21 protein-coding genes are annotated in these 20960 nt (G+C 68.1%); 14 read left to right on the top strand and 7 right to left on the bottom strand.

The window, feature by feature from the left end; all coding sequences use genetic code 11:
* Nucleotides 1-35 precede the first annotated feature (35 nt).
* Together ABD116_RS00505 and ABD116_RS00500 are read right to left on the bottom strand one after the other, a co-directional pair.
* Nucleotides 36-551, bottom strand: a complete 516-nt coding sequence (locus tag ABD116_RS00505) for a DUF3515 domain-containing protein (RefSeq protein WP_343963558.1) — start codon at nt 549-551, stop codon at nt 36-38.
* A complete protein-coding gene (locus tag ABD116_RS00500) occupies nt 530-766 on the bottom strand; it encodes an Lrp/AsnC family transcriptional regulator (RefSeq protein WP_026163142.1) in 237 nt (78 codons plus the stop codon). Before ABD116_RS00500 ends, ABD116_RS00505 begins: the two co-directional genes overlap by 22 nt.
* A 127-nt stretch (nt 767-893) precedes the next feature.
* On the opposite strand from ABD116_RS00500, the gene ABD116_RS00495 reads away from it, so the two are divergent.
* The 3 genes from ABD116_RS00495 (at nt 894) to ABD116_RS00485 (ending at nt 3483) form a co-directional block, all read left to right on the top strand.
* Entirely contained in the window at nt 894-1856 is a 963-nt protein-coding gene (locus tag ABD116_RS00495) for a thiamine-phosphate kinase (protein ID WP_343963556.1), read from the top strand.
* A 107-nt stretch (nt 1857-1963) separates the two neighbouring features.
* A complete protein-coding gene (gene thiD, locus ABD116_RS00490) occupies nt 1964-2779 on the top strand; it encodes a bifunctional hydroxymethylpyrimidine kinase/phosphomethylpyrimidine kinase (RefSeq protein WP_343963554.1) in 816 nt (271 codons plus the stop codon).
* The gene (locus ABD116_RS00485; protein ID WP_343963552.1) at nt 2776-3483 is read left to right on the top strand and encodes a DinB family protein; all 708 of its coding nucleotides are present in this window, start codon (nt 2776-2778) and stop codon (nt 3481-3483) included. Before thiD ends, ABD116_RS00485 begins: the two co-directional genes overlap by 4 nt.
* Nucleotides 3484-3571: 88 nt before the next feature.
* Here ABD116_RS00485 and ABD116_RS00480 read toward each other — a convergent pair whose 3' ends face one another.
* From ABD116_RS00480 to ABD116_RS00470, 3 genes are all read right to left on the bottom strand, one after another.
* Nucleotides 3572-4549, bottom strand: a complete 978-nt coding sequence (locus ABD116_RS00480) for an alpha/beta hydrolase (protein ID WP_343963550.1) — start codon at nt 4547-4549, stop codon at nt 3572-3574.
* A gap of 29 nt (nt 4550-4578) precedes the next feature.
* A complete protein-coding gene (locus ABD116_RS00475; RefSeq protein ID WP_343963548.1) occupies nt 4579-4881 on the bottom strand; it encodes a putative quinol monooxygenase in 303 nt (100 codons plus the stop codon).
* A 75-nt stretch (nt 4882-4956) separates the two neighbouring features.
* Nucleotides 4957-6144, bottom strand: a complete 1188-nt coding sequence (locus ABD116_RS00470) for an ROK family transcriptional regulator (RefSeq protein WP_343963546.1) — start codon at nt 6142-6144, stop codon at nt 4957-4959.
* A gap of 48 nt (nt 6145-6192) precedes the next feature.
* Here ABD116_RS00470 and ABD116_RS00465 point away from each other — a divergent pair, with 48 nt between their 5' ends.
* Nucleotides 6193-6816 (top strand): HAD-IA family hydrolase, encoded by a 624-nt coding sequence (locus tag ABD116_RS00465; protein ID WP_343963544.1) that lies wholly within the window; start codon nt 6193-6195, stop codon nt 6814-6816.
* A 77-nt stretch (nt 6817-6893) separates the two neighbouring features.
* Nucleotides 6894-8234, top strand: a complete 1341-nt coding sequence (locus ABD116_RS00460; protein WP_343963543.1) for an MFS transporter — start codon at nt 6894-6896, stop codon at nt 8232-8234.
* Here the strand turns inward: ABD116_RS00460 and ABD116_RS00455 are convergent.
* Nucleotides 8204-8833, bottom strand: a complete 630-nt coding sequence (locus ABD116_RS00455) for an HAD family hydrolase (RefSeq protein ID WP_343963542.1) — start codon at nt 8831-8833, stop codon at nt 8204-8206. The genes ABD116_RS00460 and ABD116_RS00455 overlap by 31 nt on opposite strands.
* A gap of 198 nt (nt 8834-9031) precedes the next feature.
* On the opposite strand from ABD116_RS00455, the gene ABD116_RS00450 reads away from it, so the two are divergent.
* The 5 genes from ABD116_RS00450 (at nt 9032) to rpmB (ending at nt 14477) form a co-directional block, all read left to right on the top strand.
* Entirely contained in the window at nt 9032-10312 is a 1281-nt protein-coding gene (locus ABD116_RS00450; RefSeq protein WP_343963540.1) for an ABC transporter substrate-binding protein, read from the top strand.
* Between the two features lies 1 nt (nt 10313).
* A complete protein-coding gene (locus ABD116_RS00445; protein ID WP_343963538.1) occupies nt 10314-11336 on the top strand; it encodes a carbohydrate ABC transporter permease in 1023 nt (340 codons plus the stop codon).
* Nucleotides 11326-12153: a carbohydrate ABC transporter permease gene (locus ABD116_RS00440; RefSeq protein WP_343963536.1), complete on the top strand. Its 828-nt coding sequence runs from the start codon at nt 11326-11328 to the stop codon at nt 12151-12153. Before ABD116_RS00445 ends, ABD116_RS00440 begins: the two co-directional genes overlap by 11 nt.
* Before the next feature lie 19 nt (nt 12154-12172).
* A complete protein-coding gene (locus ABD116_RS00435) occupies nt 12173-14182 on the top strand; it encodes an aldo/keto reductase (RefSeq protein ID WP_343963534.1) in 2010 nt (669 codons plus the stop codon).
* 73 nt (nt 14183-14255) lie between these two features.
* A complete protein-coding gene (rpmB, locus tag ABD116_RS00430) occupies nt 14256-14477 on the top strand; it encodes a 50S ribosomal protein L28 (protein ID WP_328326414.1) in 222 nt (73 codons plus the stop codon).
* Nucleotides 14478-14714: 237 nt separating this feature from the next.
* Here rpmB and ABD116_RS00425 read toward each other — a convergent pair whose 3' ends face one another.
* Nucleotides 14715-15719, bottom strand: a complete 1005-nt coding sequence (locus ABD116_RS00425; protein WP_343963532.1) for an SAM-dependent methyltransferase — start codon at nt 15717-15719, stop codon at nt 14715-14717.
* A gap of 53 nt (nt 15720-15772) precedes the next feature.
* Here ABD116_RS00425 and ABD116_RS00420 point away from each other — a divergent pair, with 53 nt between their 5' ends.
* The 4 genes from ABD116_RS00420 (at nt 15773) to coaD (ending at nt 20855) form a co-directional block, all read left to right on the top strand.
* Nucleotides 15773-17464: a DAK2 domain-containing protein gene (locus ABD116_RS00420; RefSeq protein ID WP_343963529.1), complete on the top strand. Its 1692-nt coding sequence runs from the start codon at nt 15773-15775 to the stop codon at nt 17462-17464.
* On the top strand, nt 17461-19719 hold the full coding sequence (recG, locus tag ABD116_RS00415; protein ID WP_343963527.1) for an ATP-dependent DNA helicase RecG: 2259 nt from the start codon (nt 17461-17463) through the stop codon (nt 19717-19719). The genes ABD116_RS00420 and recG overlap by 4 nt, the downstream gene beginning before the upstream one ends.
* A 109-nt stretch (nt 19720-19828) precedes the next feature.
* Entirely contained in the window at nt 19829-20392 is a 564-nt protein-coding gene (rsmD, locus tag ABD116_RS00410; protein WP_343963525.1) for a 16S rRNA (guanine(966)-N(2))-methyltransferase RsmD, read from the top strand.
* The gene (gene coaD, locus ABD116_RS00405; RefSeq protein ID WP_343963523.1) at nt 20385-20855 is read left to right on the top strand and encodes a pantetheine-phosphate adenylyltransferase; all 471 of its coding nucleotides are present in this window, start codon (nt 20385-20387) and stop codon (nt 20853-20855) included. The genes rsmD and coaD overlap by 8 nt, the downstream gene beginning before the upstream one ends.
* Nucleotides 20856-20960: the final 105 nt, after the last annotated feature.

The raw sequence follows: 20960 nt of genomic DNA, 5'->3' as shown, positions 1-20960 counted from the left end.
CCGGACGTGCACTCGCACGGAACTTTCGCGTGGGCTCAGGTGCAGGGAGTGATGAGCGTGTTGTGGGCCTTGACGGCGTCGGAGACGTCGGTGAGGGCGTTGGCTTCGGGGGCGTACTTGTCGGGGACGGCCAGTTCGAGGTAGACCTTGCGGCCGATCGTTGTGAAGAGGTAGCCGTTGGTGACCTGTTCGGCGTACCAGCCGACGCCGTTGACCTCGAAGCACTGGGACTGGGCCTGCGCCATCCCCGCCGGCGGGGCGACGCCACAGGTCACCTCGATCGCCGGGTCCCCGTATGCCGTCGTGAGGGCGCTCGCCGGCTCGGCCTTGCGGCGTTTGGCGTCGAGCACCTTCGCGGGCATCGCCTGGATGAGCGCAGTACAGGCGTCGGCCACCTCCGGAGCGGGTGACGGTACGGCGATCTCGACCGGCCCGGGGGAGCAGCCGGTCAGCGTGGTGAGCCCGACCGTGATGGCGGCCAGCGCGACTCGTGGGCGGACGCGCCGGCCGGGTACGGCGGCGATCGGGGTCAGATGTGGACGACGGGGCACGTCAGCGTGCGGGTGATACCGGGCACGTTCTGCACCTTGGCCACGACCAGCTTGCCCAGTTCGTCGACGTTGCGGGCCTCGGCACGGACGATCACGTCGTACGGACCGGTCACGTCCTCGGCCAGGGTGACGCCCTGGACCTCGGCGATCTGCGCTGCGACGTCGGCCGCCTTGCCGACCTCGGTCTGGATCAGGATGTAGGCCTGGACCACCACGTCGTTCTCCACTCAGTCGTCCTCAGCTGGTCGGGACCACAGTACTGCGCAAGGGTCCGGCGTACTCGTCGTTGCCTGGTCACCGTACCGCCTAGACTCGCCCCTGGCATATGGGAGGTCTGTTGACGTGACAGAGACGTTGGGAAGCACGGGTGAGTTCGGCTTCATCGAAGCCGCCACCAAGAGCCTTCCCCAAGGTGAGGACGTCCTGGTCGGACCGGGCGACGACGCGGCCGTGGTGGCCGTGCCGGACGGCCGGATGGTGATCACGACCGACCTGCTGGTGGAGGGCCGCCACTTCCGCCAGGACTGGTCGTCGGCGTACGACGTGGGGCGCAAGGCCGCCGCGCAGAATCTGGCCGACATCGTGGCGATGGGGGCGCGGCCGACCTCGATCGTGGTCGGCTTCGGCGGGCCGGCCGATCTGCCGACTGCCTGGGCGCTGGAGCTGCAGCAGGGGCTTGGTGACGAGTGCGAGCTGCTCGGCGTGAGCATCGTGGGTGGAGACACGGTGCAGTCGGACAAGATCATCGTCTCGGTCACCGCCTTCGGATCGCTCGACGGCCGCTCTCCGGTACTACGCTCAGGCGCGCGCCCCGGCGATGAGGTCGCTGTCGCTGGGCGACTGGGGTGGGCCGAGGCGGGCTTCGCCGTCCTCAACCGTGGTTTCCGTTCCCCTCGAACGGTCGTCGAAGCACACCGCCGCCCCGCACCCCCGTACGCCGAAGGCGTCCGAGCCGCCCTGGCCGGCGCCTCCTCCATGTGCGATGTCAGCGACGGCCTGCTCGCCGACCTCACCCACATCGCGGTGGCCAGCGAGGTTCTCATCGACATCCGCTCAGCCGCGTTGACCATCCCCGAACCACTCCAGGCGGTCGCCTCGGCGACCGGCGCCGACGCCCTGACCTTCGTCCTGACAGGCGGCGAAGATCACGCCCTGGTCGCCACTTTCGAACCAGCCGACGTCCCCGATACCTGGACCGTCATCGGCACAGTTGCCGTAGGCAACCAGACCCACCCCTCCGGCACAGTTACCGTCGACGGCCAGCCGTACGCCGGCCCCACCGGCCACACCCACTTCCGGAGCTAGCCAATGCCCGCCACCACCGCACACAGCGTGCGCTGCACACACCCCACGCGCCGCCTGCCGGCGCGAGGCGCGGGCGGGCTGCGTGTTGTTCTGTTCGAGGAGATGCCATGAATGCGGCCCCGCCCAGAGTGCTGACGATTGCCGGGTCCGACTCCGGGGGTGGGGCGGGGATTCAGGCTGACCTCAAGGCGATGCTGGCCAACGGGGTGCATGGGATGAGCGTGGTTACTGCGATCACGGCTCAGAACAGCATCGGCGTGCAGGGGGCTTGGGAGCTGCCGGCTGAGCAGGTGGTGGGGCAGTTCCGGAGTGTGGTGGATGACATCGGGGTGGACGCGGTGAAGACGGGGATGCTGGCGTCCGCGGGGATGGTTCGGGTGGTGGCGGGGTTGTTGCGGACGTTGCCGGCCGGCGTACCGGTGGTTGTCGATCCGGTGTCGGTGTCCAAGCATGGGGACGCGTTGCTGGCGGAGGACGCGATGGTGGCGGTGCGGGAGGAGATCGTGCCGTTGGCGACCGTGCTCACGCCCAATCTGACCGAGCTGGGCCCGGTGGCCGGGGTCGAGTTGCGGAGTGTCGAGGATCGGGAGTTGGCGGCGAAGGTACTGCTCGACGCCGGCGCGTCCTGGGTGCTGGTGAAGGGCGGGCACGACAGCGGGTCGCTGGCTGTTGATGTGCTGCACGGGGACGGCGTACGGATGGAGTTCAGTGCTCCGCGTGCCGATAACCGGCACACGCATGGGACCGGGTGCACACTGGCGAGCACCATCGCGTCGTACCTGGCCCGCGGGTACGACGTACCGGCTGCGGTCGGCGCCGCGAAGGACTACATCAGTGGGGCGGTGGCGGCCGGTTTCGCGCTCGGTGGTGGGATCGGGCCGGTGGACCATGCGTGGCAGTTTCGAAACAGGAGTGATCAGTGACCAAGAGCCGCCCCCCGGTGGACGGACTGTGCGACGAATGCGGCTTCAACTACGACACGGGTGACCTGCAGGGCACGGTGACGACGCTGATCCGGCAGTCGGCCGAGAGCAGCATGGCGTTGACCAAGGCTGCTGCGAGCAAGGACCCAGGTGTCGTGCGGGTGCGGCCGGAGCCGGAGGTCTGGTCGGCGATCGAGTACGCCTGCCACGTGCGCGACGTACTGGAGACGCAGCGCTTCCGGATCGCGCAGTGCCTGGCCGAGGACCGGCCGGTGTACGCGCCGATGGATCGGACCGGGCGGGTCAAGCAGGAGAAGTACGAGGACCAGGACCCGATGGAGGTGGCGGCCGCGCTGATGCGGTTCGCGCGTGAGTTCGGTGCGGCCGCACGGGTGCTGACGCCGCCGCAGCTCGGCAAGCTCGGCCTCTACAACTACCCGGTACGAGCGCCCCGCACCCTCGGCTGGATCATCCGCCACACCGCCCACGAGATCCAGCACCACCGCCACGACATCATCAAGATCCTCGCCGTCCTCGAACCCCCGATCATCCCCGCTCCGAAACCCGACCCCGAGGTCACCGAAGACGCAGCCGAAGCCGATCCCGTCGTCGAGGGCGAGTCCGGTGAGGATGCTCAGGTCGAGTCCGGTACGCCTGCTGAGACGAGCGACATCGAGGACCAGCGCGCGGCCGAGCGGGACTGACCGGACCGAGCGAATCGCTCGAGCCGACCGGGTCCGGCCGGGCAGGCGGGGCTGGTCCGGGGGCGGCTGGGTTGTGCTGGCTGAGGGGCTAGCTGACTAGCGGAGCTGCGCTGCGGGCGGGCGACAGCTGGTCCAGGGTGCGGGCTAGCCAGGTGGTTCTGGTGTGGCGGGCTTCTCGTGACAGCTGGGCCTGGGGGAAGACGGCGTCGAAGCCGTGGAAGGCGCCAGGCCAGATGTGGAGGGCGGCTTGGCCGCCGGCTGACCAGATGCGGGTTGCGTAGGTGACGTCTTCGTCGCGGAAGACTTCGGCGGTGCCGGCGTCGATGTAGGTGGCGGGGAGGCCGGAGAGGTCGTCGGCCAGGGCGGGGGAGAGGTAGGGGTTCGGGGTGGCCTGGCCGAGCACCGACTGCCAGGCGAACTGGTTCTTCTCGCGGGTCCAGATGCCGGGGTCGCCGGCGTACTGATGGCTGGAGACTGTGGTGTTGCGGTGGTCGAGCATGGGGCAGATGAGAATCTGGGCGGCGATGGATGGGCCGTGGTGGTCTCGGGCCATCAGGGTGATGCCGGCTGCGAGGCCGCCGCCTGCACTGGTGCCGGCGACGATGATGCGGGTTGGATCGATGCCGAGTTCGTCGGCGTGGTCGGCGATCCATCGCAGGCCGAGGTAGCAGTCGTCGACGAGCGTTGAGCCGTTGGCCTCGGGGGCGAGGCGGTAGTCGATCGAGACGACGACGGCGCCGAACTCCTCGAGCCACTCCAACGGGATGTCGATCTGCGACAGCCGATCACCCATCACCATCCCACCGCCATGCAGCCAGTAGATGCAGGGCGCCGCGGCATCGCTGGCGGCCGGGCTGAAGATTGAGAGTGGGAGGTGGGTGCCGTCGGGGGTGGGGATGGTGAGCTCACGGCGTTGGACGGTACGGCGGCCGTAGAAGGTCTCAGGCGGGGTCGACGGATACTGCCGGATCTGGGCCAGCAGGTCGGGAGTGAGCGTGGTGGTGAGCGGCATGGTGGTGAGGAGGTCGCTCAGTTCGGGGTCGAGCGCAGGGCGCGGCAGCGTCATCATTCAGGTCCTTTGGCTTGAGGGAGGAATCAGAACGCGGACTTGCCGCCGACGGGGATCTCGTCGGTGTAGTGCGAATCGGCGACGAGTTGCTGGATGCCGGCGGTGAAGGCTTGGGCTTCGGCGGAGTTGAAGAAGCGGGTGTGGGCCTCTTCGGTGGTCCAGCCTTCGGTGACGTGGACGACGTCGGGGGTGCCGGCCGAGCGGCCTACCAGGAAGACGACGCAGTCGTCATTGGGCAAGCTGGGGGCGGTCAGCAGGGCGGCGATCAGCTCGTCCGCCTTGCCGGGGTGGGCGGTCATGGTGGCGTGGAATCCGTGGGTGATGTTCATGACTGGAGTCTTTCGTTCCAGCCCATCGGGACGGTAGATCCATCCTCTTCGACTCTTGCCTGATCCGATCAGACTTCAGAGGATTGTGCGGTCAGCCCAGTTGGCGAGGGCGGTCTCGGTGGTGATCTCGTCGAGGCCGACGGCGGCGGCGCCTCGGAGGGCGCCGGTTTGCTGGTGGGTCGAGTCGAGCACTGCGGGTGGGTTGGCACGGTGGAAGGTCATCAGGCCGTCCGAGTAGGCAGTGCCGAAGACGGTGGGGGCGGCAGCTCGGAGAGGGACGGCCAGGCCGCCCAGCGTCACCACCTCGGGGTCGTGGGCGTTGACGAGCCCGGCGATCCCGGTAGCGAGCGCAGCGGTCACCTTGGCGACGGCACGGCGTACGGGTGCTTCGGTGGTTCGTTGAAGTACGGCCTCGGCGTAGCTGTAGGGGTCGTCGGGTTGGGGCTCGTGGAGGTGCTCGGCCAGCGCCCGTCCGTCGATCTCCAGGTCCCAGCAGCCGCGGGCGCCGCATGGGCAGGTGCGGCGCCGGTCGCCGAAGGGGATGTGTCCGTACTCGCCGCCGGCTCCCGTGGCTCCGCTGGCCGGGCTGCCGTCGATGATCAGGGTGCCGCCGATGCCTACCTCGACGATGAGGTGCAGAGCGGTCCCTGCGCCTGCTGCGGCGCCAGTGCGTGCTTCGGCGACGCCGCTGAGGGTTGCGTCGTTGCCGACGAGCAGGGGGAGTCCAGTGGTCGCTACTACTGGGCTCAGGTCGATGGTGTTCCAGCCGAGGGTCGGGGCTTGCATGAGGTGGTCCTCGCGGACGGTGCCCGCTACGGCCAGGCTGACCGCTAGTAGGCGATCCCCATACTCGGCCTTGGCGCTGTCGACTCCTGCTCGGAGGGCAGCCAGTACTGCGTCCGGCCGGCGGCTGCGGTGGCGGGTGGACTGCTGGTTGAGTAGTACACCGTCGAGGGTCGCTGCCGCGCTGCGCCAGCCTGCTTGGCGTAGTTCCATGGCGAGTACGACCGGGCCCCGCGGATGCGGGCGTAGTACGGTCGTCGGCCGTCCGCGGCCTTGGGTCGGGGCAGGGGTCTCGGTGAGTAGGTGGAGGTCGCGGAGGCGGGCAGTGACCTCGGTGGTCGAACTGGTGCTCAAGCGGAGCTCGCGGGCCACGGCTGCGCGGGTAATGCCGGGCTGACGTGCGATGAGGGCGAGGACGTCAGTGGCCGTCTGCCACTGGCCGCGCCGGGCTGCCGGTTTCACATCGCCTCTTGCCGTCATGGGACCTTCCTGGCTTATGCTCGGAGTACGAGTTTAATGGAGGCGTCGATGGAGCTGGGGCAACTGCGGGCCGTGTTGTTCGACATGGACGGCACTTTGGTCACCTCGGACGCGTCTGTCGAGCGCGCGTGGACGACGTGGGCGGGGGAGTACGGCGTTGATCCGGTCGAGGTGCTGTCGCAGGCGCACGGCGCGCCGGCGGAGTCGACGGCCGACCGGATGCTGCCGCAGCTGGACGGGGCGGCGCGGGCGGCGGCTGCGCTTCGCCAGATGGAGCTCCAGTACGACGATCTCTCCGACATCGAAGCGGCCCCTGGAGCCTTCGAGGTCCTCGCTGTTCTCGACCGCCTCGGCCTCCCCTGGGCGGTCGTCACCAGCGCCGACCACCAGCTCGCCAAGGCGCGCCTCGGAGCGGCCGGCATCGAGCCACCCCTCCTGGTCACCATCGAAGACATCACCCACGGCAAGCCCAACCCCGAGGGCTACCTCCGCGCCGCCGAGTTGCTCGGTATCGATCCGCGCTACTGCCTGGTGGTCGAAGACGCCGAGGTCGGTCTGGCCGCGGGCCGCGCCGCGGGCGCGATGACAGCCGCCCTCAAAGGACTGGACGGCGATCTCCGCCTCAACAATCTGCACGAGCTAGCCGACTCACTGAACCGGCCAGGGGAGTGACCCGCCAACAAGACACAACCCCCCACGCACCGTCGATCCACGGAGAGGGGACCGGCGACGTGAAGGCGAGACCGGCCGTGTCCACGGGTGAAACCGGGCGGGATGGTGGCGCGAGTCGGCAGGGACCGGCCGGGACCTCGGCGGTGGGCGGGTTGGTTGGGGCCGGTGGTGTGGTTGAGCAGGAGCAGGAGCAGGAGCAGGAGCAGGAGCAGGAGCAGGAGCAGGAGCAGGAGCAGGAGCAGGGGGCTGGTTGGCGGGGATCTGGCCGGGGCTGGTCTGGCCGGTGGGTGGGGGTTTCGGCTGGGGTTGAGATCGGGGTGGCGCTTTCGGCGTTGGGGTTCTTGCTGGCGGGGTTGGGAGCCTGCGTGGCAGTGCTGGCTCGGGATTTGGGGGTGGCGGCTGAGCGGTTGGGGTTGTTGTCGTCGGCGTTCGCGGTGGGGTTGCTGGTGATTGCCGTGGTGGGGCCGCGGGTGCTGAAGGTGCTTGCGATCGGGGTGGTGTTGCGGATCGGGGCGGTCGTCTGTGCGGCTGGTGGGGTGTTGATCGCGGTGGCGCCTAGCTATGGGGTGGCGATCGCGGGGGGATTGGGAGTCGGGCTGGGTGGGGCGTTGCTGATTTTGATTGCGCCGTTGTTGTTGAGTGGGCCGACTGCGGCTGCGCGGCTGACCAGGGTCAACGCGTTCTCCAGCGCGTGCGGCATTTTGGCTCCGTTGGCTATTGGGGCGGCGGACAAGGTGGTGTCCACCGGGCGGTTGGCGATGCTATTGGCGGTGCCGCCGTTGGTGCTGCTGGCTGTGATTGCTCGGCCGGGGGTGACTCATCAGCAAGTAGCGGTGGTGCCACAGCAGTTGGAGCGGCGGGTGTGGGTGCAGGTGGGGCGGGGATGGGCTCGGGTTGTGCTGGCGGTTGCGGTGGAGTTTTGCTTTGTGATCTGGGCGGTGGCTCGGCTGCTGGATTCGGGGCTGAGCATTGCCGGCGCTGCGCTGCTGGGGAGCGCCTTTCCGATCGGTATGGCGGTAGGGCGGGCCATCGGGCCGGTACATGTGCGCGGCTGGTCCCCGATCGTGCCGGGCGGCCTGCTGGCGGTCGCCGGGACGCTACTGGTCAGCTTGTTCGGTACTCCGGCAGTGGTCACAGCAGGCCTCGTCGTGGCAGGTATAGGCGTCGCCCCGCTCTACCCAGTGACCCTGGCAGCCCTGGTCGCCACCTCAGGACTCAGCTCTGCCCGACTTGCCGCACTTGGCGCCTCAGCATCTGGTGTCGCCATCCTGCTGGCACCGGCTGTCCTCGCCGCACTGGCAGGCGTGGTCGACCTCCGGACAGCCTTCCTCATCACCCTGCCGCTACTGGCCGCACTCTTCCTCGCCAGCCGCCCGCTGAGCCGTGGTCACGAACTCGAAGACACCGTCAGCCCGTAGCGCTCCAACAGCGAGCGCAACACCTCAAGGCCTTCGGAGAGGTCGTACAGCTCGGCATGCAACCCAGCCTCGCGGGCGCCGTCGATGTTGGGCTGGTTGTCGTCGATGAACAACGTCGTCGCACCCGGCCGGTCCACCGCGGTCAGGATCGCCTTGAAGTACGCCGGATCCGGCTTGGCCAGGCCTAGGTCGCAGGAGTAGAAGCTCTGGTCGAACCAGTCGCCGTAGTGCCGCTCGTCGTTCATGATCGCCCGCCGGTACGACTGCTGGTTGGTAGCGAGATGACACCCGACCCCAGCCGCCCGCAGCTCCTGGATCCAGCCGACCACGACCGGATCGGCCTCGAACCGGTGCCACAACTGCATCACCTCGTCCACCGAGGCAGTCGAGGACCAGCGGTCCAGTACTTCGGCCACCGCCTCCCGGAAGTCGCCCTTGCCGGCGATCGACGGCCGCTCGGACACCATCAGATCGAGCACGAACTCGTCGGCTGCCTCGGGTGGGACGAAGCCGGCCAGGGTGCCCCGCCAGTCGATGGTCGGGCGCTGTATCACTCCATCGGCGTCGAACAGGACGGTGTCGATCTCTGCAAGCGGCATGCCGTCCATCCTGTCAGCCGCCCGGTCGGCCGAGACTGAGCGGGCCAAGGCGTGGGCGGGCTCAGGGCGAGCCCTTGACCGGTTCAGTTGGTATGCGCTTACCTTAAGCATGTCCGAACATTTGTGGACAAGTTCTGGCGGAAATGAACACGAGTACTCCCCAACCGGTCGGTGACGAAGGTGCAGGTGAGGCGGTTCATGACAGTGACACGCAGGCAGTTCCTGGTGCTCGGCGCCGGGGCAGGGGCCGCGGCAGCCGGGCTGACCGGTTGCGGATCACGAAGTTCGCTCGGAGCCGCCGACCAGCTGAGCATGTGGACCTGGGTCGGCTCCGTCAACGACTCGCTGATCAGCGAGGCCGAGAAGACCATCCCCGGGACCTCCAAGCAGCTCTCGATGACGCGGATCGGCGGTGACTACAAGACCAAGGTGCTGACCGCGCTGGCCGGCAAGTCGCTGGTCCCGGACATCATGGCGATCAACGACGACGTCGCGACGTACTTCCCGAACGCGGACCAGTTCCACGACCTCAACGAGCTCGGCGCGGACAAGCTCAAGGGCGACTTCCTCGACTGGAAGTGGAAGCTCGGCATCACCCCGCAGGGCAAGATGATGGCCTACCCGATGGACACCGGCCCGACCGCGCTCTTCTACCGGCACGACATCTTCGCCAAGGCCGGCGTACCCACCGAACCGGCTGACGTGCAGGCCGCGGCGCCCGACTGGGACGGCTTCATCCAGCTCGGCAAGAAGGTCAAGCAGGCCGTGCCGGGATCGTCGATCACCGACAACATCACCTCGGTCTTCGACTACGCGATCGCCCAGCTCACCAAGCGCTACATGACCCCCGACGGCCAGTACATCGGCGACGGCGACCACATCCGGCAGGCCTGGGACCTGTCGGTCAGGGTGGTCGAGGAAGGCCTGTCGGCCAACGCTCAATCGGGCAGTACCGATGCCAACGCCGTCGTCACCAACGGCAAGCTCGTCGCGTTCGTCGGCGCGGTCTGGTGGGCCCAGCTCGGGCCGAAGAACGCCGCCCCCAAGACGAAGGGCCAGTGGCGGGTGTGCGCCACCCCGGGCGGCGCCGGCAACCGTGGTGGGTCGTTCCTCGCCATCACGAAGTACTGCAAGGATCCGGCCGCCGCGTTCGCCTTCATCAGCTGGCTGGAGTCGTCCAGGAACCAGGCCGAGGCGTTCAAGGACCCGGTACTTTTCCCGTCCACGCCCGCGAGCTACACCGACCCGCGACTGACCGAGCCCGACCCCTTCTTCGGCGGCCAGCGGATCGTCGACGTCTTCGCCGAGTCGGCCAAGAAGTACCCGGGCGCGTACTTCAGCCCGTACGACACCATCATCCGCGATCCACTCGCGGCCGAGCTGGTCAACGTCGAGGTCGGCGGCAAGTCGTCCGACCAGGCGTGGAAGGACGGGCAGAAGCAGGTCGAGCGCGAACTCACCCGGGCGGGGGCGATCTGAGATGGCGGTCAGCAACGCGATCAGCACCTCTGCGGTCACCACGGCGGAGACAGCGCCGGACCGGCCGCCGGGCAAGTACCGGCGCGCGCTTCCGCAGTACGCCGCGGTGTCGCCGTTCTTCATCCTGTTCGCGGTCTTCGGCGCGTTCCCGATCCTGTTCTCGATCTGGCTGTCGTTCCACTCCTGGGACGGGATCGGCCAGATGAAATGGGTCGGGCTGGAGCAGTACAGCTATCTGCTCACCGATCCGAGCTTCTGGAAGTCCATCACCAACACCTTGGTCATCTGGGTGATCTCGACCGTTCCGATGCTGCTGCTGGCCCTGGTGATCGCGAACGCGTTGCACAACGCGACGCGGTTCCGCAGCTTCTACCGGATCGCGTACTTCGTCCCGAACATCACCTCGGTGGTCGCCGTCACGATGGTCTTCGGCTCGGTCTTCAGCAACAACTTCGGCCTGCTGAACGCGTTCCTGCAGTCGGTCGGGCTGCAGAAGATCGAGTGGCTGAGCGCGCCGTGGGGGATCAAGGTGGCGATCGCGAGCATCGTCTTGTGGCGCTGGACGGGGTACAACGCGATCATCTTCCTGGCCGGGCTGCAGGCGATCTCGGCGGATGTCTACGAGGCGGCCAAGATGGACGGCGCGTCACCACGGCAGACGTTCTGGCGGATCACGGTGCCGCTGCTGCGCCCGGTGATCCTGTTCACCGCGGTCACCAGCACCATCGGCGGGTTGCAGATCTTCACCGAGTCGCAGGTGCTGTTCGGCAGCAGCGGGGCGATCGGCGGGCCGGGTGACGGCGGTCTGACGATCGTCTCGTACCTGTACGACAGCGCGTTCGGCAAGCACCAGTTCGGCTACGGCGCCGCGATCGGCTGGGCGCTGTTCATCCTGATCGTCTTGTTCTCGATCATCAACTGGCGGCTGATCGGCGGCAACGACGACGAACGGATCACCAAGCGGGCGGCCCGCCGGATCGACGCCAAGATCGCCCGGGAGAAGGAGCTGACCGATGCGCACTGAGACAGTCCGTACCGTCGTCGGCCACGTCGTCTTGATGTTCGGCGTGCTGGTCTCGATCTTCCCCTTCTACTGGATGCTCGTGATGGCCTCGAACACGACGAGCGACATCTTCACCTACCCGCCGAAGCTGTTCGTCGGCTCGCACCTGTTCGAGAACATGGGCCACGTGCTCGACAACATCGACTTCTTCGGCTCGATGCTGATCACATTGATCGCCAGCCTCGGCGTCACCGTGCTGGTGCTGTTCTTCGACTCGCTGGCCGCGTTCGCCTTCGCGAAGTACGAGTTCCCCGGCCGCAACCTGCTCTTCGGGCTGCTGCTGGCGACCTTCATGATCCCGTCCCAGCTGGCGCTCGTCCCGCAGTTCGTGACGCTGGCCGAGTTCGGCTGGATCGGGTCGCTGAAGGCGCTGATCATCCCGGGCGCCGCGAACGCGTTCGGCATCTTCTGGATGCGCCAGTACGCCAAGGGAGCGATCCCCGACGAGCTGATCTCGGCCGCGAAGGTCGACGGCGCCGGCTTCTTCCGGCAGTACCTGACCGTCGGGCTGCCGGTCCTGCGGCCCGGCCTGGCGTTCCTGGGCATCTTCACGTTCATCAACGTCTGGAACGATTATCTGTGGCCGTTGATCGTGATGACGGATCCGAACAAGCTCACCCTGCAGGTCGCGCTGCAGCAACTGAACGGCGTCTATGGCACCGATTACAGCATGGTCATGGCGGGTGCCCTGATGAGTGTGATTCCGTTGATCGGCGTCTTCCTGATCGGAGGACGCCACTTCATCGCCGACATCGCCGCCGGCGCCATGAAGTTCTGACCCTATTGACCGCACCTCGATGAGGGGAACCTCTGTGCAGAACAGCAAACTCCGCTGGGGAATTCTGGGTACTGGAAACATCGCCTCCCGGTTCGCCGGCCAGATCCCCGCGTCCTCGACCGGCGAGCTGGCCGCGGTCGGCAGCCGCAGCCAGGCGTCGGCCGACGCGTTCGGCGACAAGTACGACATCCCGCACCGGCACGCCTCGTACGCCGAACTGCTCGCCGACGACACCGTCGACGCCGTCTACATCGCCACTCCGCACCCGCTGCACCCGGAGTGGGCGATCAAGGCCGCCGAGGCCGGCAAGCACGTGCTCTGCGAGAAGCCGCTCGCGATCAACCGGTCGTGGGCGGCGGCGATGATCGAGGCCGCGATCCGCAACGACGTCTTCTTGATGGAGGCGTTCATGTACCGCTGCCTGCCGCAGACCAAGCTGGTCGCCCAGCTGGTCCGCGACGGGGCGGTCGGCAAGGTGCACCAGATCCAGGCGTCGTTCGGGTTCCAGGCGTCGTTCAACGCCGAGAGCCGGATCTTCGCCAACGAGCTGGCCGGCGGCGGCATCCTCGACGTCGGCGGCTACCCGGTCTCGTACGCGCGCCTGATCGCCGGCGCGGCCATCGGAGCCCCGTACGCCGATCCGGCGGCGGTCACCGCGGTCGGCCAGGTCGGTGAGACGGGGGTGGACGAGTGGGCGGTCGCGACGCTGTTCTTCGACAGCGGGATGACTGCTCAGGTGAGCACCGGGGTCCGCCTCAACGACGAGAACCGGGTGCGGGTGCTCGGCAGCGAGGGGTACCTCGTGATCGAGGACCCGTGGTTCGGCGGCGACGGCAAGCCCACCCACGTGACGCTGCACAAGGTGGGGGAGGAGCCGCGCGACATCTCCGCCGAGCCCGCGTTCATCTACACGGCCGAGGCCGATGCGGTCGCGGCGGCGATCGAGGCCAGGCAGGCGCCGGAGATGTCGTGGGCTGACACGCTGGGCAATCTCGAAGTACAGGACGAGTGGCGCAAGCTGATCGGGCAGCAGTACGACAGCGAGCGCGACGACATCCTGATCCCGACGGTGACCGGGCGGCCGCTGGCACGGCGTGACGACGCGCCGATGACGTACGGCGAGGTGCCCGGCCTCGGCAAGCAGGTGTCGCGGCTGGTGATGGGCGTCGACAACCAGTTGACGCTGCCGCACGCGGCGACGATGTTCGACGACTTCGTCGAGCGGGGTGGGACGACCTTCGACACGGCGTACATCTACGGCGGCGGACGCGGCGAGAAGCTGCTCGGGCAGTGGGTGAAGTCGCGGGGCAACCGGGACGAGATCGTCGTCATCGGGAAGGGCGCGCACACGCCGTACTGCGATCCGGAGTCGATCACCCGGCAGCTGTTCGAGTCGCTGGAGCGGCTGCAGACCGACCATGTCGACCTGTACCTGATGCATCGCGACAACGAGTCGATCCCGGTGGGGGAGTTCGTCGACGTGCTCGACTCGCACTTCCAGGCGGGGCGGATCAAGGCGTACGGCGGGTCGAACTGGACGACGGCCCGGTTCGACGAGGCCAATGCGTACGCGGCGGCTCAGGGGAAGCAGCCCTTCACGTTGCTGAGCAATCACTTGAGTCTGGCGCGGGCGTACGACGTACCGTGGGCCGGCTGCCGCCATGTCAGCGACGACGAGTCGCAGGCGTGGCTGCGGGAGCGGCAGGTCGCGCTGTTCCCGTGGTCGAGTCAGGCGCGTGGATTCTTCACCGGGCGGGCGAAGCCGGAGGACCGGTCGGACGAGGAGCTGGTGCGCTGCTTCTACTCCGACGGCAACTTCGAGCGACTCCGGCGCGCGGAGGAGCTGGCGGACAAGTATGGTGTGGGTGCGACGGCGATCGCGCTGGCCTGGCTGCTCCATCAGCCGTACCCGGTGTTCCCGTTGATCGGACCGCGTCAGCTGAGCGAGACGCGGACCTCGTTGCCCGGCTTGTCGGTGGAGTTGTCGGCCCAGGATGTGACCTGGCTGACAGCCGCTGACCTGGGCTGATGCCGAATTGGTGGACGCATCAGCAGCTGTGTAACATGGTCTGTCGGTGTCTCGACCCTAATCACGGAGAATCATGTCTAAAGTTTGCGATATTTGCGACAAGAAGCCGATGTTCGGCAAGAGCGTTGCCCGGCTGGGCAAGGGCGCGATGATCCGTCGGGTCAAGGCGCGCACGAACCGTCGCTTCAACCCCAACATCCAGCCGATCCGCGCGGTCATCAAGGGCACGCCCGTGAAGCTGAAGGTCTGCACGTCCTGCATCAAGGCGGGCAAGGTTCAGCGCGTAGTCGGCTAGTACGACCGGCCGCACCAGGCCGTCCTCCGTGTAGGGCCCCAGAGGCGCCCGGGTACATCCCGGGCGCCCACTGCTGTATGCGGTCAGGGCAAAGGCGCGGCGTGCTCGAGCGCAGCCACCGCGATGACCCGGCCGGCCTTCGCCTCGTACTTCGCGAAGAACGGCGGACGGGCGAGTACGACGTCGCGCCCCAGCCGGTCGCGGTCCGAGTTGCTGTGAGTGACAGGGGGTAGCGGACTACCTGGCTCGGGCGATGACTGTCAGTTCGTTGCGGTTGTGGTGGAGCTGGCGGGCTGTCTGGATGTCGTAGTTCTTGCGCAGGAGGTCCATGGCTCGGCGGGCGGCGTCGAGGGGGTTTCGGGCGCCGCCTTTGAGGGTGACGATCGCGAGGGCGCCGCGGCGGAGGTGGGGGATGGCGTCGAGCATGACGCGGGCGCTCATGAGCTGGTCCATCCGCATGTCGTTGACCACGACGTCGAAGCGGAGCTGGTTGCGGCGGAAGAACTCGCCGGCTGTGGTGGCCACGTGATGGACGCCACGGTCGGCGGCGACCCGGCGCTCCAGGTCCCCGGGATCGACGGACCAGACCTCTTGGTCGTACCGGCGCAGGATCCGCGTCCAGCCGCCGGGGCTGGCGCCCAGGTCGAGTGCCTTGCCGCCGTGGGGGAGCTGCAGGTCGAAGGTCTGGATCGCCTCTTCGAGCTTGAACTCCGAGCGCGACACCCGGTCGTCCGAGCGGGCCAGCCGCATCCGGCCGCCCGGCCAGTCCGAGAGGCTGTGCTCGAGGCGGTTGAGGCCGATCAGCACCTGCTTCTTCGAGGCGAAGCAGGAGACGACGAGCTCCTGGCCGGCGCGGCTGACCTCGATCCCGCGCTCGGCCAGCGCAGGCTCGAGCAGGTGGTAGTACGAGCCGCCGCTGCTTGGTCCGTCCGTCCAGGTCTGTACTGCGAGAGCCTGTGGATGGCGCGGCAGCTCGGCCAGGATCAGTTCCGCCAGTTCGTGTCCCGGCGGCACCTCGCTGACTCCGAAGCCGGCGATCTCGGAGGTCAGATGGCGGACGAAGACGATCCGCCCGTCGTTGCAGGCGGCGGCGAGCTCCTCGATCGAGGGGCCGTTCTCGGTGATCCGGCCGAGGTCGCCGCTGACCCGCTCGACCCTCACCCGGGGGCCGAACTCGTCCCGGATCTCGCGGACCGCCAGGTCATAGCTGTCGGTAGCTACCGAGAACAGGGTTGAGAGCACGCCACATGGTAGGACGTCCACCGCGTGGGGCTGGACCGGTTAGCCTTCCGGGCGTGGATGTGCGTGGAGAGGTGCTGACGACGGCGGTACTGCGAGCTTGGGCCCGTACCGCGCTGTCCGAGCTCGGGCGCGCCCGGGCCGAGATCGACGAACTCAACGTCTACCCGGTCCCCGACGGCGACACCGGCACCAACCTGTACCTGACCTGGGAAGCCGCCTGCGACGCCCTCCCGGCCGGCGACCTAACCTTCGCCGAAGCGGTCCAGGCCTTCGGCCGAGGCGCCCTCCTGGGCGCACGAGGCAACTCCGGCGTCATCACCTCCCAGCTGGTCCGGGCCTGCGGACTCCGGTTGGCGGAAAACCTTCCGCCCGTGCCATCAGATCCGGCGGACTCCGCACTGGGGGAGGCGGCTCGCGCTGGCGAGACGCGAGCTGTGCTCGCGGATGCTCGGATGAGCGAGGCCGCTGCGTTTGCAGATGCTCTGGTGTTTGCGGCGGATGCGGCCTACAGCGCGGTGGCTCAGCCGGTCGAGGGGACGATGCTGACTGTCGCGCGCAAGGCCGCGGATGCGGCTCTGGAGGCGGCTAATGCGGGGAAGAGCGTCGCTGAGGTGTGTCTGGCGGCTGTGGCGGCGGCCCGCGTCGCGCTGACCAAGACGACTGAGCAGTTGGAGGTACTGCGCCGCGCAGGTGTGGTGGACGCGGGTGGGGCCGGGTTGGTGGTCATCCTCGGGGCCATGGAGTCGGTGCTGTCGGGGCGGGCTCCGGCGGCTACCAGCGGCGTACCGGCTCGGGTCGCGCCTCAGGAGTTGCCTGGGGCGGCTGGGACCGACCTGGACCCGGACGGACCGTCGTACGAGGTCATGTATCTGCTGGAGGCTGCCGACGAGCAGATCGGCGACTTCCGGAAGCAGTTGGCGGGGTTGGGGGACTCCGTGGTGGTGGTCGGTGGGGATGAGCTGTGGAACGTCCATGTGCACACGGATGACGTCGGGGCGACGATTGAGCTTGGGATCGGGATCGGGCGGCCGTACCGGATCAGGGTGACCCACTTCGCGGACATGGCTCACCGGGTGCCCGTTCCGAACAGGGCTGTGATCGCCGTCGCCGCAGGGGACGGGCTGGCGGAGTTGTTCGAAGGGTCGGGGGCAGTGGTCGTCCGGGGTGGTCCGGGGCGCAGGTGCTCGACTGGTGAGCTGCTGAAGGCAATTGAGCGGTCAGGCGCGCCGGAGATCGTCATACTGCCGAACGACAGCGACTCCATCGCAGTAGCCGAAGCAGCGGCTGCTGCAGCCCGGCAGGACGGCATCCGGGTAGCAGTAATTCCGACCAGAGCCCAGGTGCAAGGACTAGCGGCCATCGCGGTCCACGACCCCGAGCGGAGCTTCGACGACGCCGTGGTCCAGCTGTCAGCAGCCGCTGGTCAGACACGACATGGCGCGGTGACGATCGCCGTCAAGGACGCGTGGACAATGGCCGGCACCTGCAGGATCGGCGACGCGCTCGGCGTCGTGGACGGCGACTTCAGCCTCATCACCGACGATCTGGAGACCGCCGCGACCGGCGTCGTCGACCGGCTCCTGGGCGGTGGTGGCGAGCTGATGACGGTCGTCACCGGCAGCGAGGTGGAGGCCGGGCTGGTCGACGCGGTGGTGCGGCACGTGCGGCGGATTCGCCGGGATGTCGATGTCGTGGTGTACGACGGAGGACAGGAAAGGTACCCGTTGCTGATCGGGGTGGAATGAAGACCGACATCGACCGCAAGCTCCGCGACTTCGTCGGGGCGAAGACGGCCAAGAGTTTCTCCGAGGTGCTCGGCATCGAGACCGTCGGGGAGCTGCTGCGGCACTACCCGCGGCGGTACCTGAAGAAGGGCGAGCTGACCCCGTTCGACGAGCTGCAGGTCGGCGACCAGGCGACGGTCAGCGGGCGGGTCAAGAAGGTCACCGTCCGCTCGCTGGACTCCAAGCAGGAGATCCGCCCCGACGACGTGCAGAAGTTCCGCCGGCACAAGACGATCACCAAGGTGGTCGTCACCGACGGCCGCAACGACCTCGAGCTGGCCTTCTTCAACCAGCCCTGGCTGGCGAACAAGCTGGTCGCGGGCACGGCCGCCCTGTTCTGGGGCGAGGTGACGATGTTCCGCGAGACCATGCAGCTCAAGGGCCCCGGCACCGAGATCCTCGACGAGGAGGACCTGACCGAGGAGGAGATCGAGCGCCGGGCCAAGCCGTTCCGGCCGCTCTACCCGGCCAGCGCGAAGCTGCCGACGGCGACGATCGAGCGCAGCATCAAGATCGTGCTGGACAACCTCGAGGAGGTCGACGACCCGATCCCCGAGCTGATCCTGCGCAAGGAGCGGCTGATCGGCCTGCGCGAGGCGCTGCAGAAGGTGCACCTGCCGGAGACCGAGAAGGACATCGACGTCGCGCAGAAGCGGTTCCGGTTCGAGGAAGCGCTGGTGATGCAGACGATCCTCGCGCAGCGCCGCGCCGTCACGGACGCGCTGAAGGCCGTGCCACGAGAGCGCACCGAGGGTGGTCTGCTGGACGAGTTCGACAAGCGGCTGCCGTTCACGCTGACCGACGGGCAGACCGAGGTCTGCGACGAGATCTTCGCCGACATCGCCCGGCCGCATCCGATGCACCGGCTGCTGCAGGGTGAGGTCGGCTCCGGCAAGACGGTGGTGGCGCTCCGGGCGATGCTCTCGGTGGTCGACGCCGGCGGCCAGGCGGTACTGCTGGCCCCGACGGAGGTCCTCGCGACCCAGCACCACAAGACGCTGACCAAGATGCTCGGTGAGCTCGCCGAGCAGGGCATGCTCGGCGGGGCCGAGCAGGCGACCCGGGTGGGGCTCCTGACGGGGTCGTTGAACGCGGCAGCGCGGCGTACGGCGATGCTGGACGCGGCCAGTGGCGCCGCGGGGATCGTGGTCGGTACGCACGCGCTGCTCGAGGACAAGGTGCAGTTCGCCGATCTCGGGCTGGTCGTGGTCGACGAGCAGCACCGGTTCGGTGTCGAGCAGCGGGCAGCACTGAGCACGAAGTCGGGCGACGCGACCCCGCACACGCTGGTGATGACGGCGACCCCGATCCCGCGGACGGTCGCGATGACGGTCTTCGGCGATCTCTCGGTGTCCACGCTGACCGAGTTGCCGGCCGGCCGGTCGCCGATCGCGAGCAATGTGGTGCCGGCGCTGCAGAAGCCGGACTGGCTCGAGCGGGCCTGGCAGCGGGTCCGGGAGGAAGTCGGCAAGGGCCATCAGGCGTATGTCGTCTGCCCGCGGATCGGCGACGACGTGAAGAACGCCGCCGACGAGGAAGGCGACTTCGCCCAGGGAGAGCTCAACGACGGCGACGACGGGCGCAACGAGTCCAAGGCCAAGACCCGGCCGGCCATCTCGGTGCTCCAGGTGGCCGAGGTGCTCGAGACGGCGCTGGACGGGTTGCGGGTCGAGATCCTGCACGGGCGGCTGCCGGCCGACGAGAAGGACTCGGTGATGACCCGGTTCGCGGCCGGCGAGATCGACGTACTGATCGCGACCACCGTCATCGAGGTCGGCGTCGACGTGCCGAACGCGTCGACGATGGTGGTGATGGACGCGGACCGGTTCGGCATCTCGCAGCTGCATCAGCTCCGCGGGCGGGTCGGCCGCGGCAAGGTGCCGGGGCTCTGCCTGCTGGTCACCTACACCTGGCCGGGCTCGGCGTCCATGCAACGGCTGGAGGCGGTCGCGGCGACGACGGACGGGTTCGAGCTGTCCCGGATCGACCTGGAGACCAGGCGTGAGGGCGACGTGCTCGGGGTCGCTCAGTCGGGTCGCCGGAGCAGCCTCAAACTGCTCAGCGTGCTCCGCGACGAGGACATCATCCTGACCGCTCGGCACGTCGCGAACTCGCTGATCTCGGTCGACGCCGAGCTCGCGGAGTACCCCGTACTCCGTTCCTTCGTCCGCAGCGCCCTCGAGTCCGAAGCCACCGACTACTTGGAGAAAACGTGACTCTGCTTTCGGCCTCGCCTCCGGCTCGGCGGGTCATGGGGCTGAACTCCCGTTCTTCCCTCGTCGCTTCCCTCGTCGCTTCGCTCCTCAGTCCAGAACGGGAGGCCCCATGACCAGGATCGTTGGGGGAGTAGCGGGCGGTCGTCGGATCGCCGTACCCCCTGGTGACGGCACCAGGCCGACCACGGATCGCACCAGGGAGGCGCTTTTCTCCTCGCTGGAAGCCGAATTCGGTGGCTTCGACGGCCTGCACGTCCTCGACCTGTACGCCGGATCGGGAGCAGTCGGCCTGGAGGCGCTGTCCCGTGGCGCCAAGCGGGTCGTCCTGGTCGAGGCCGATCGTCAGGCGGCCGAGGTGATCGCCGCGAACATCAAGGTGGTGTCGATGCCAGGTGCGACGCTGCTGACCAGGCCGGTCGAGAAGGTTGCCGCCAGCCCCAATTCGGGTGACCCGATCGACCTGGTCTTCGCCGACCCGCCGTACAAGCTGGACACCGTTGCATTGCAGGAGGTTCTGACCACGCTCGCGGCGCGCGGGTGGCTGGCCGAGGACGCGGTGGTCGTGGTCGAGCGGGGCAAGCGTGAGCCATGGGAGTGGCCGGCGGGGTTCGCCGCGCTGCGGGATCGCAAGTACGGCGAGGCCAGGCTTTGGTACGGTCACCGCCATGAGTAGGGCTGTGTTCCCCGGTACCTTCGACCCGCCCACCAACGGCCACCTGGACGTGATCGCCCGGGCGTCGGCCGCCTTCGACGAGGTGATCGTCGCGACCGGCGTGAACCAGTCCAAGCAGCGGCTGTTCACGGTCGAGGACCGGGTGGCGATGCTGACCGAGATCGCCGCGCCGTTCGGCAACGTCCGGGTCGGCACCTTCGACGGGCTGGTGGTCGACTACTGCCGGGCCGAGAACGCCGGTGTGATCGTCAAGGGGCTGCGGACCGGGTCCGACTACGACTACGAGCTGCCGATGGCCCAGATGAACCGGCGGCTGTCCGGCGTGGACACCCTCTTCGTGCCGGCCGCGCCGGAGAACGCTTTCATCTCCTCCAGCCTGGTCAAGGAGATTGCGAAACTCGGCGGTCCGGTGGCCGACTTCGTGCCGCCCAGCGTTCACGCGAAGTTGCTCGCCACGCTCTAGCGAGCCCCGGATTGGGTCAGACGGACTGAAGTTGGTAATGTTGTCCACTGGTCTTGTTGAGACCGAGATTCTGCCTGCCTACGCCTGAAAGGGATGTCCTGAGCG

This window comes from Kribbella koreensis, assembly GCF_039525325.1.
GTDB classification, from domain to species: domain Bacteria; phylum Actinomycetota; class Actinomycetes; order Propionibacteriales; family Kribbellaceae; genus Kribbella; species Kribbella koreensis.
Note: the sequence above shows the minus strand (reverse complement) of the source record. Positions and strands in the feature narration are given on the sequence as shown.

Coding starts and splice junctions, on each gene's coding strand:
- recG (WP_343963527.1), top strand. CDS start 17,461: ATGAAGACCGACATCGACCGCAAGCTCCGCGACTTCGTCGGGGCGAAG.
- ABD116_RS00450 (WP_343963540.1), top strand. CDS start 9,032: ATGACAGTGACACGCAGGCAGTTCCTGGTGCTCGGCGCCGGGGCAGGG.
- ABD116_RS00435 (WP_343963534.1), top strand. CDS start 12,173: ATGAGGGGAACCTCTGTGCAGAACAGCAAACTCCGCTGGGGAATTCTG.
- ABD116_RS00440 (WP_343963536.1), top strand. CDS start 11,326: ATGCGCACTGAGACAGTCCGTACCGTCGTCGGCCACGTCGTCTTGATG.
- thiD (WP_343963554.1), top strand. CDS start 1,964: ATGAATGCGGCCCCGCCCAGAGTGCTGACGATTGCCGGGTCCGACTCC.
- rsmD (WP_343963525.1), top strand. CDS start 19,829: ATGACCAGGATCGTTGGGGGAGTAGCGGGCGGTCGTCGGATCGCCGTA.
- rpmB (WP_328326414.1), top strand. CDS start 14,256: ATGTCTAAAGTTTGCGATATTTGCGACAAGAAGCCGATGTTCGGCAAG.
- ABD116_RS00480 (WP_343963550.1), bottom strand. CDS start 4,549: ATGACGCTGCCGCGCCCTGCGCTCGACCCCGAACTGAGCGACCTCCTC.
- ABD116_RS00445 (WP_343963538.1), top strand. CDS start 10,314: ATGGCGGTCAGCAACGCGATCAGCACCTCTGCGGTCACCACGGCGGAG.
- ABD116_RS00455 (WP_343963542.1), bottom strand. CDS start 8,833: ATGCCGCTTGCAGAGATCGACACCGTCCTGTTCGACGCCGATGGAGTG.
- ABD116_RS00470 (WP_343963546.1), bottom strand. CDS start 6,144: ATGACGGCAAGAGGCGATGTGAAACCGGCAGCCCGGCGCGGCCAGTGG.
- ABD116_RS00465 (WP_343963544.1), top strand. CDS start 6,193: ATGGAGCTGGGGCAACTGCGGGCCGTGTTGTTCGACATGGACGGCACT.
- ABD116_RS00475 (WP_343963548.1), bottom strand. CDS start 4,881: ATGAACATCACCCACGGATTCCACGCCACCATGACCGCCCACCCCGGC.
- coaD (WP_343963523.1), top strand. CDS start 20,385: ATGAGTAGGGCTGTGTTCCCCGGTACCTTCGACCCGCCCACCAACGGC.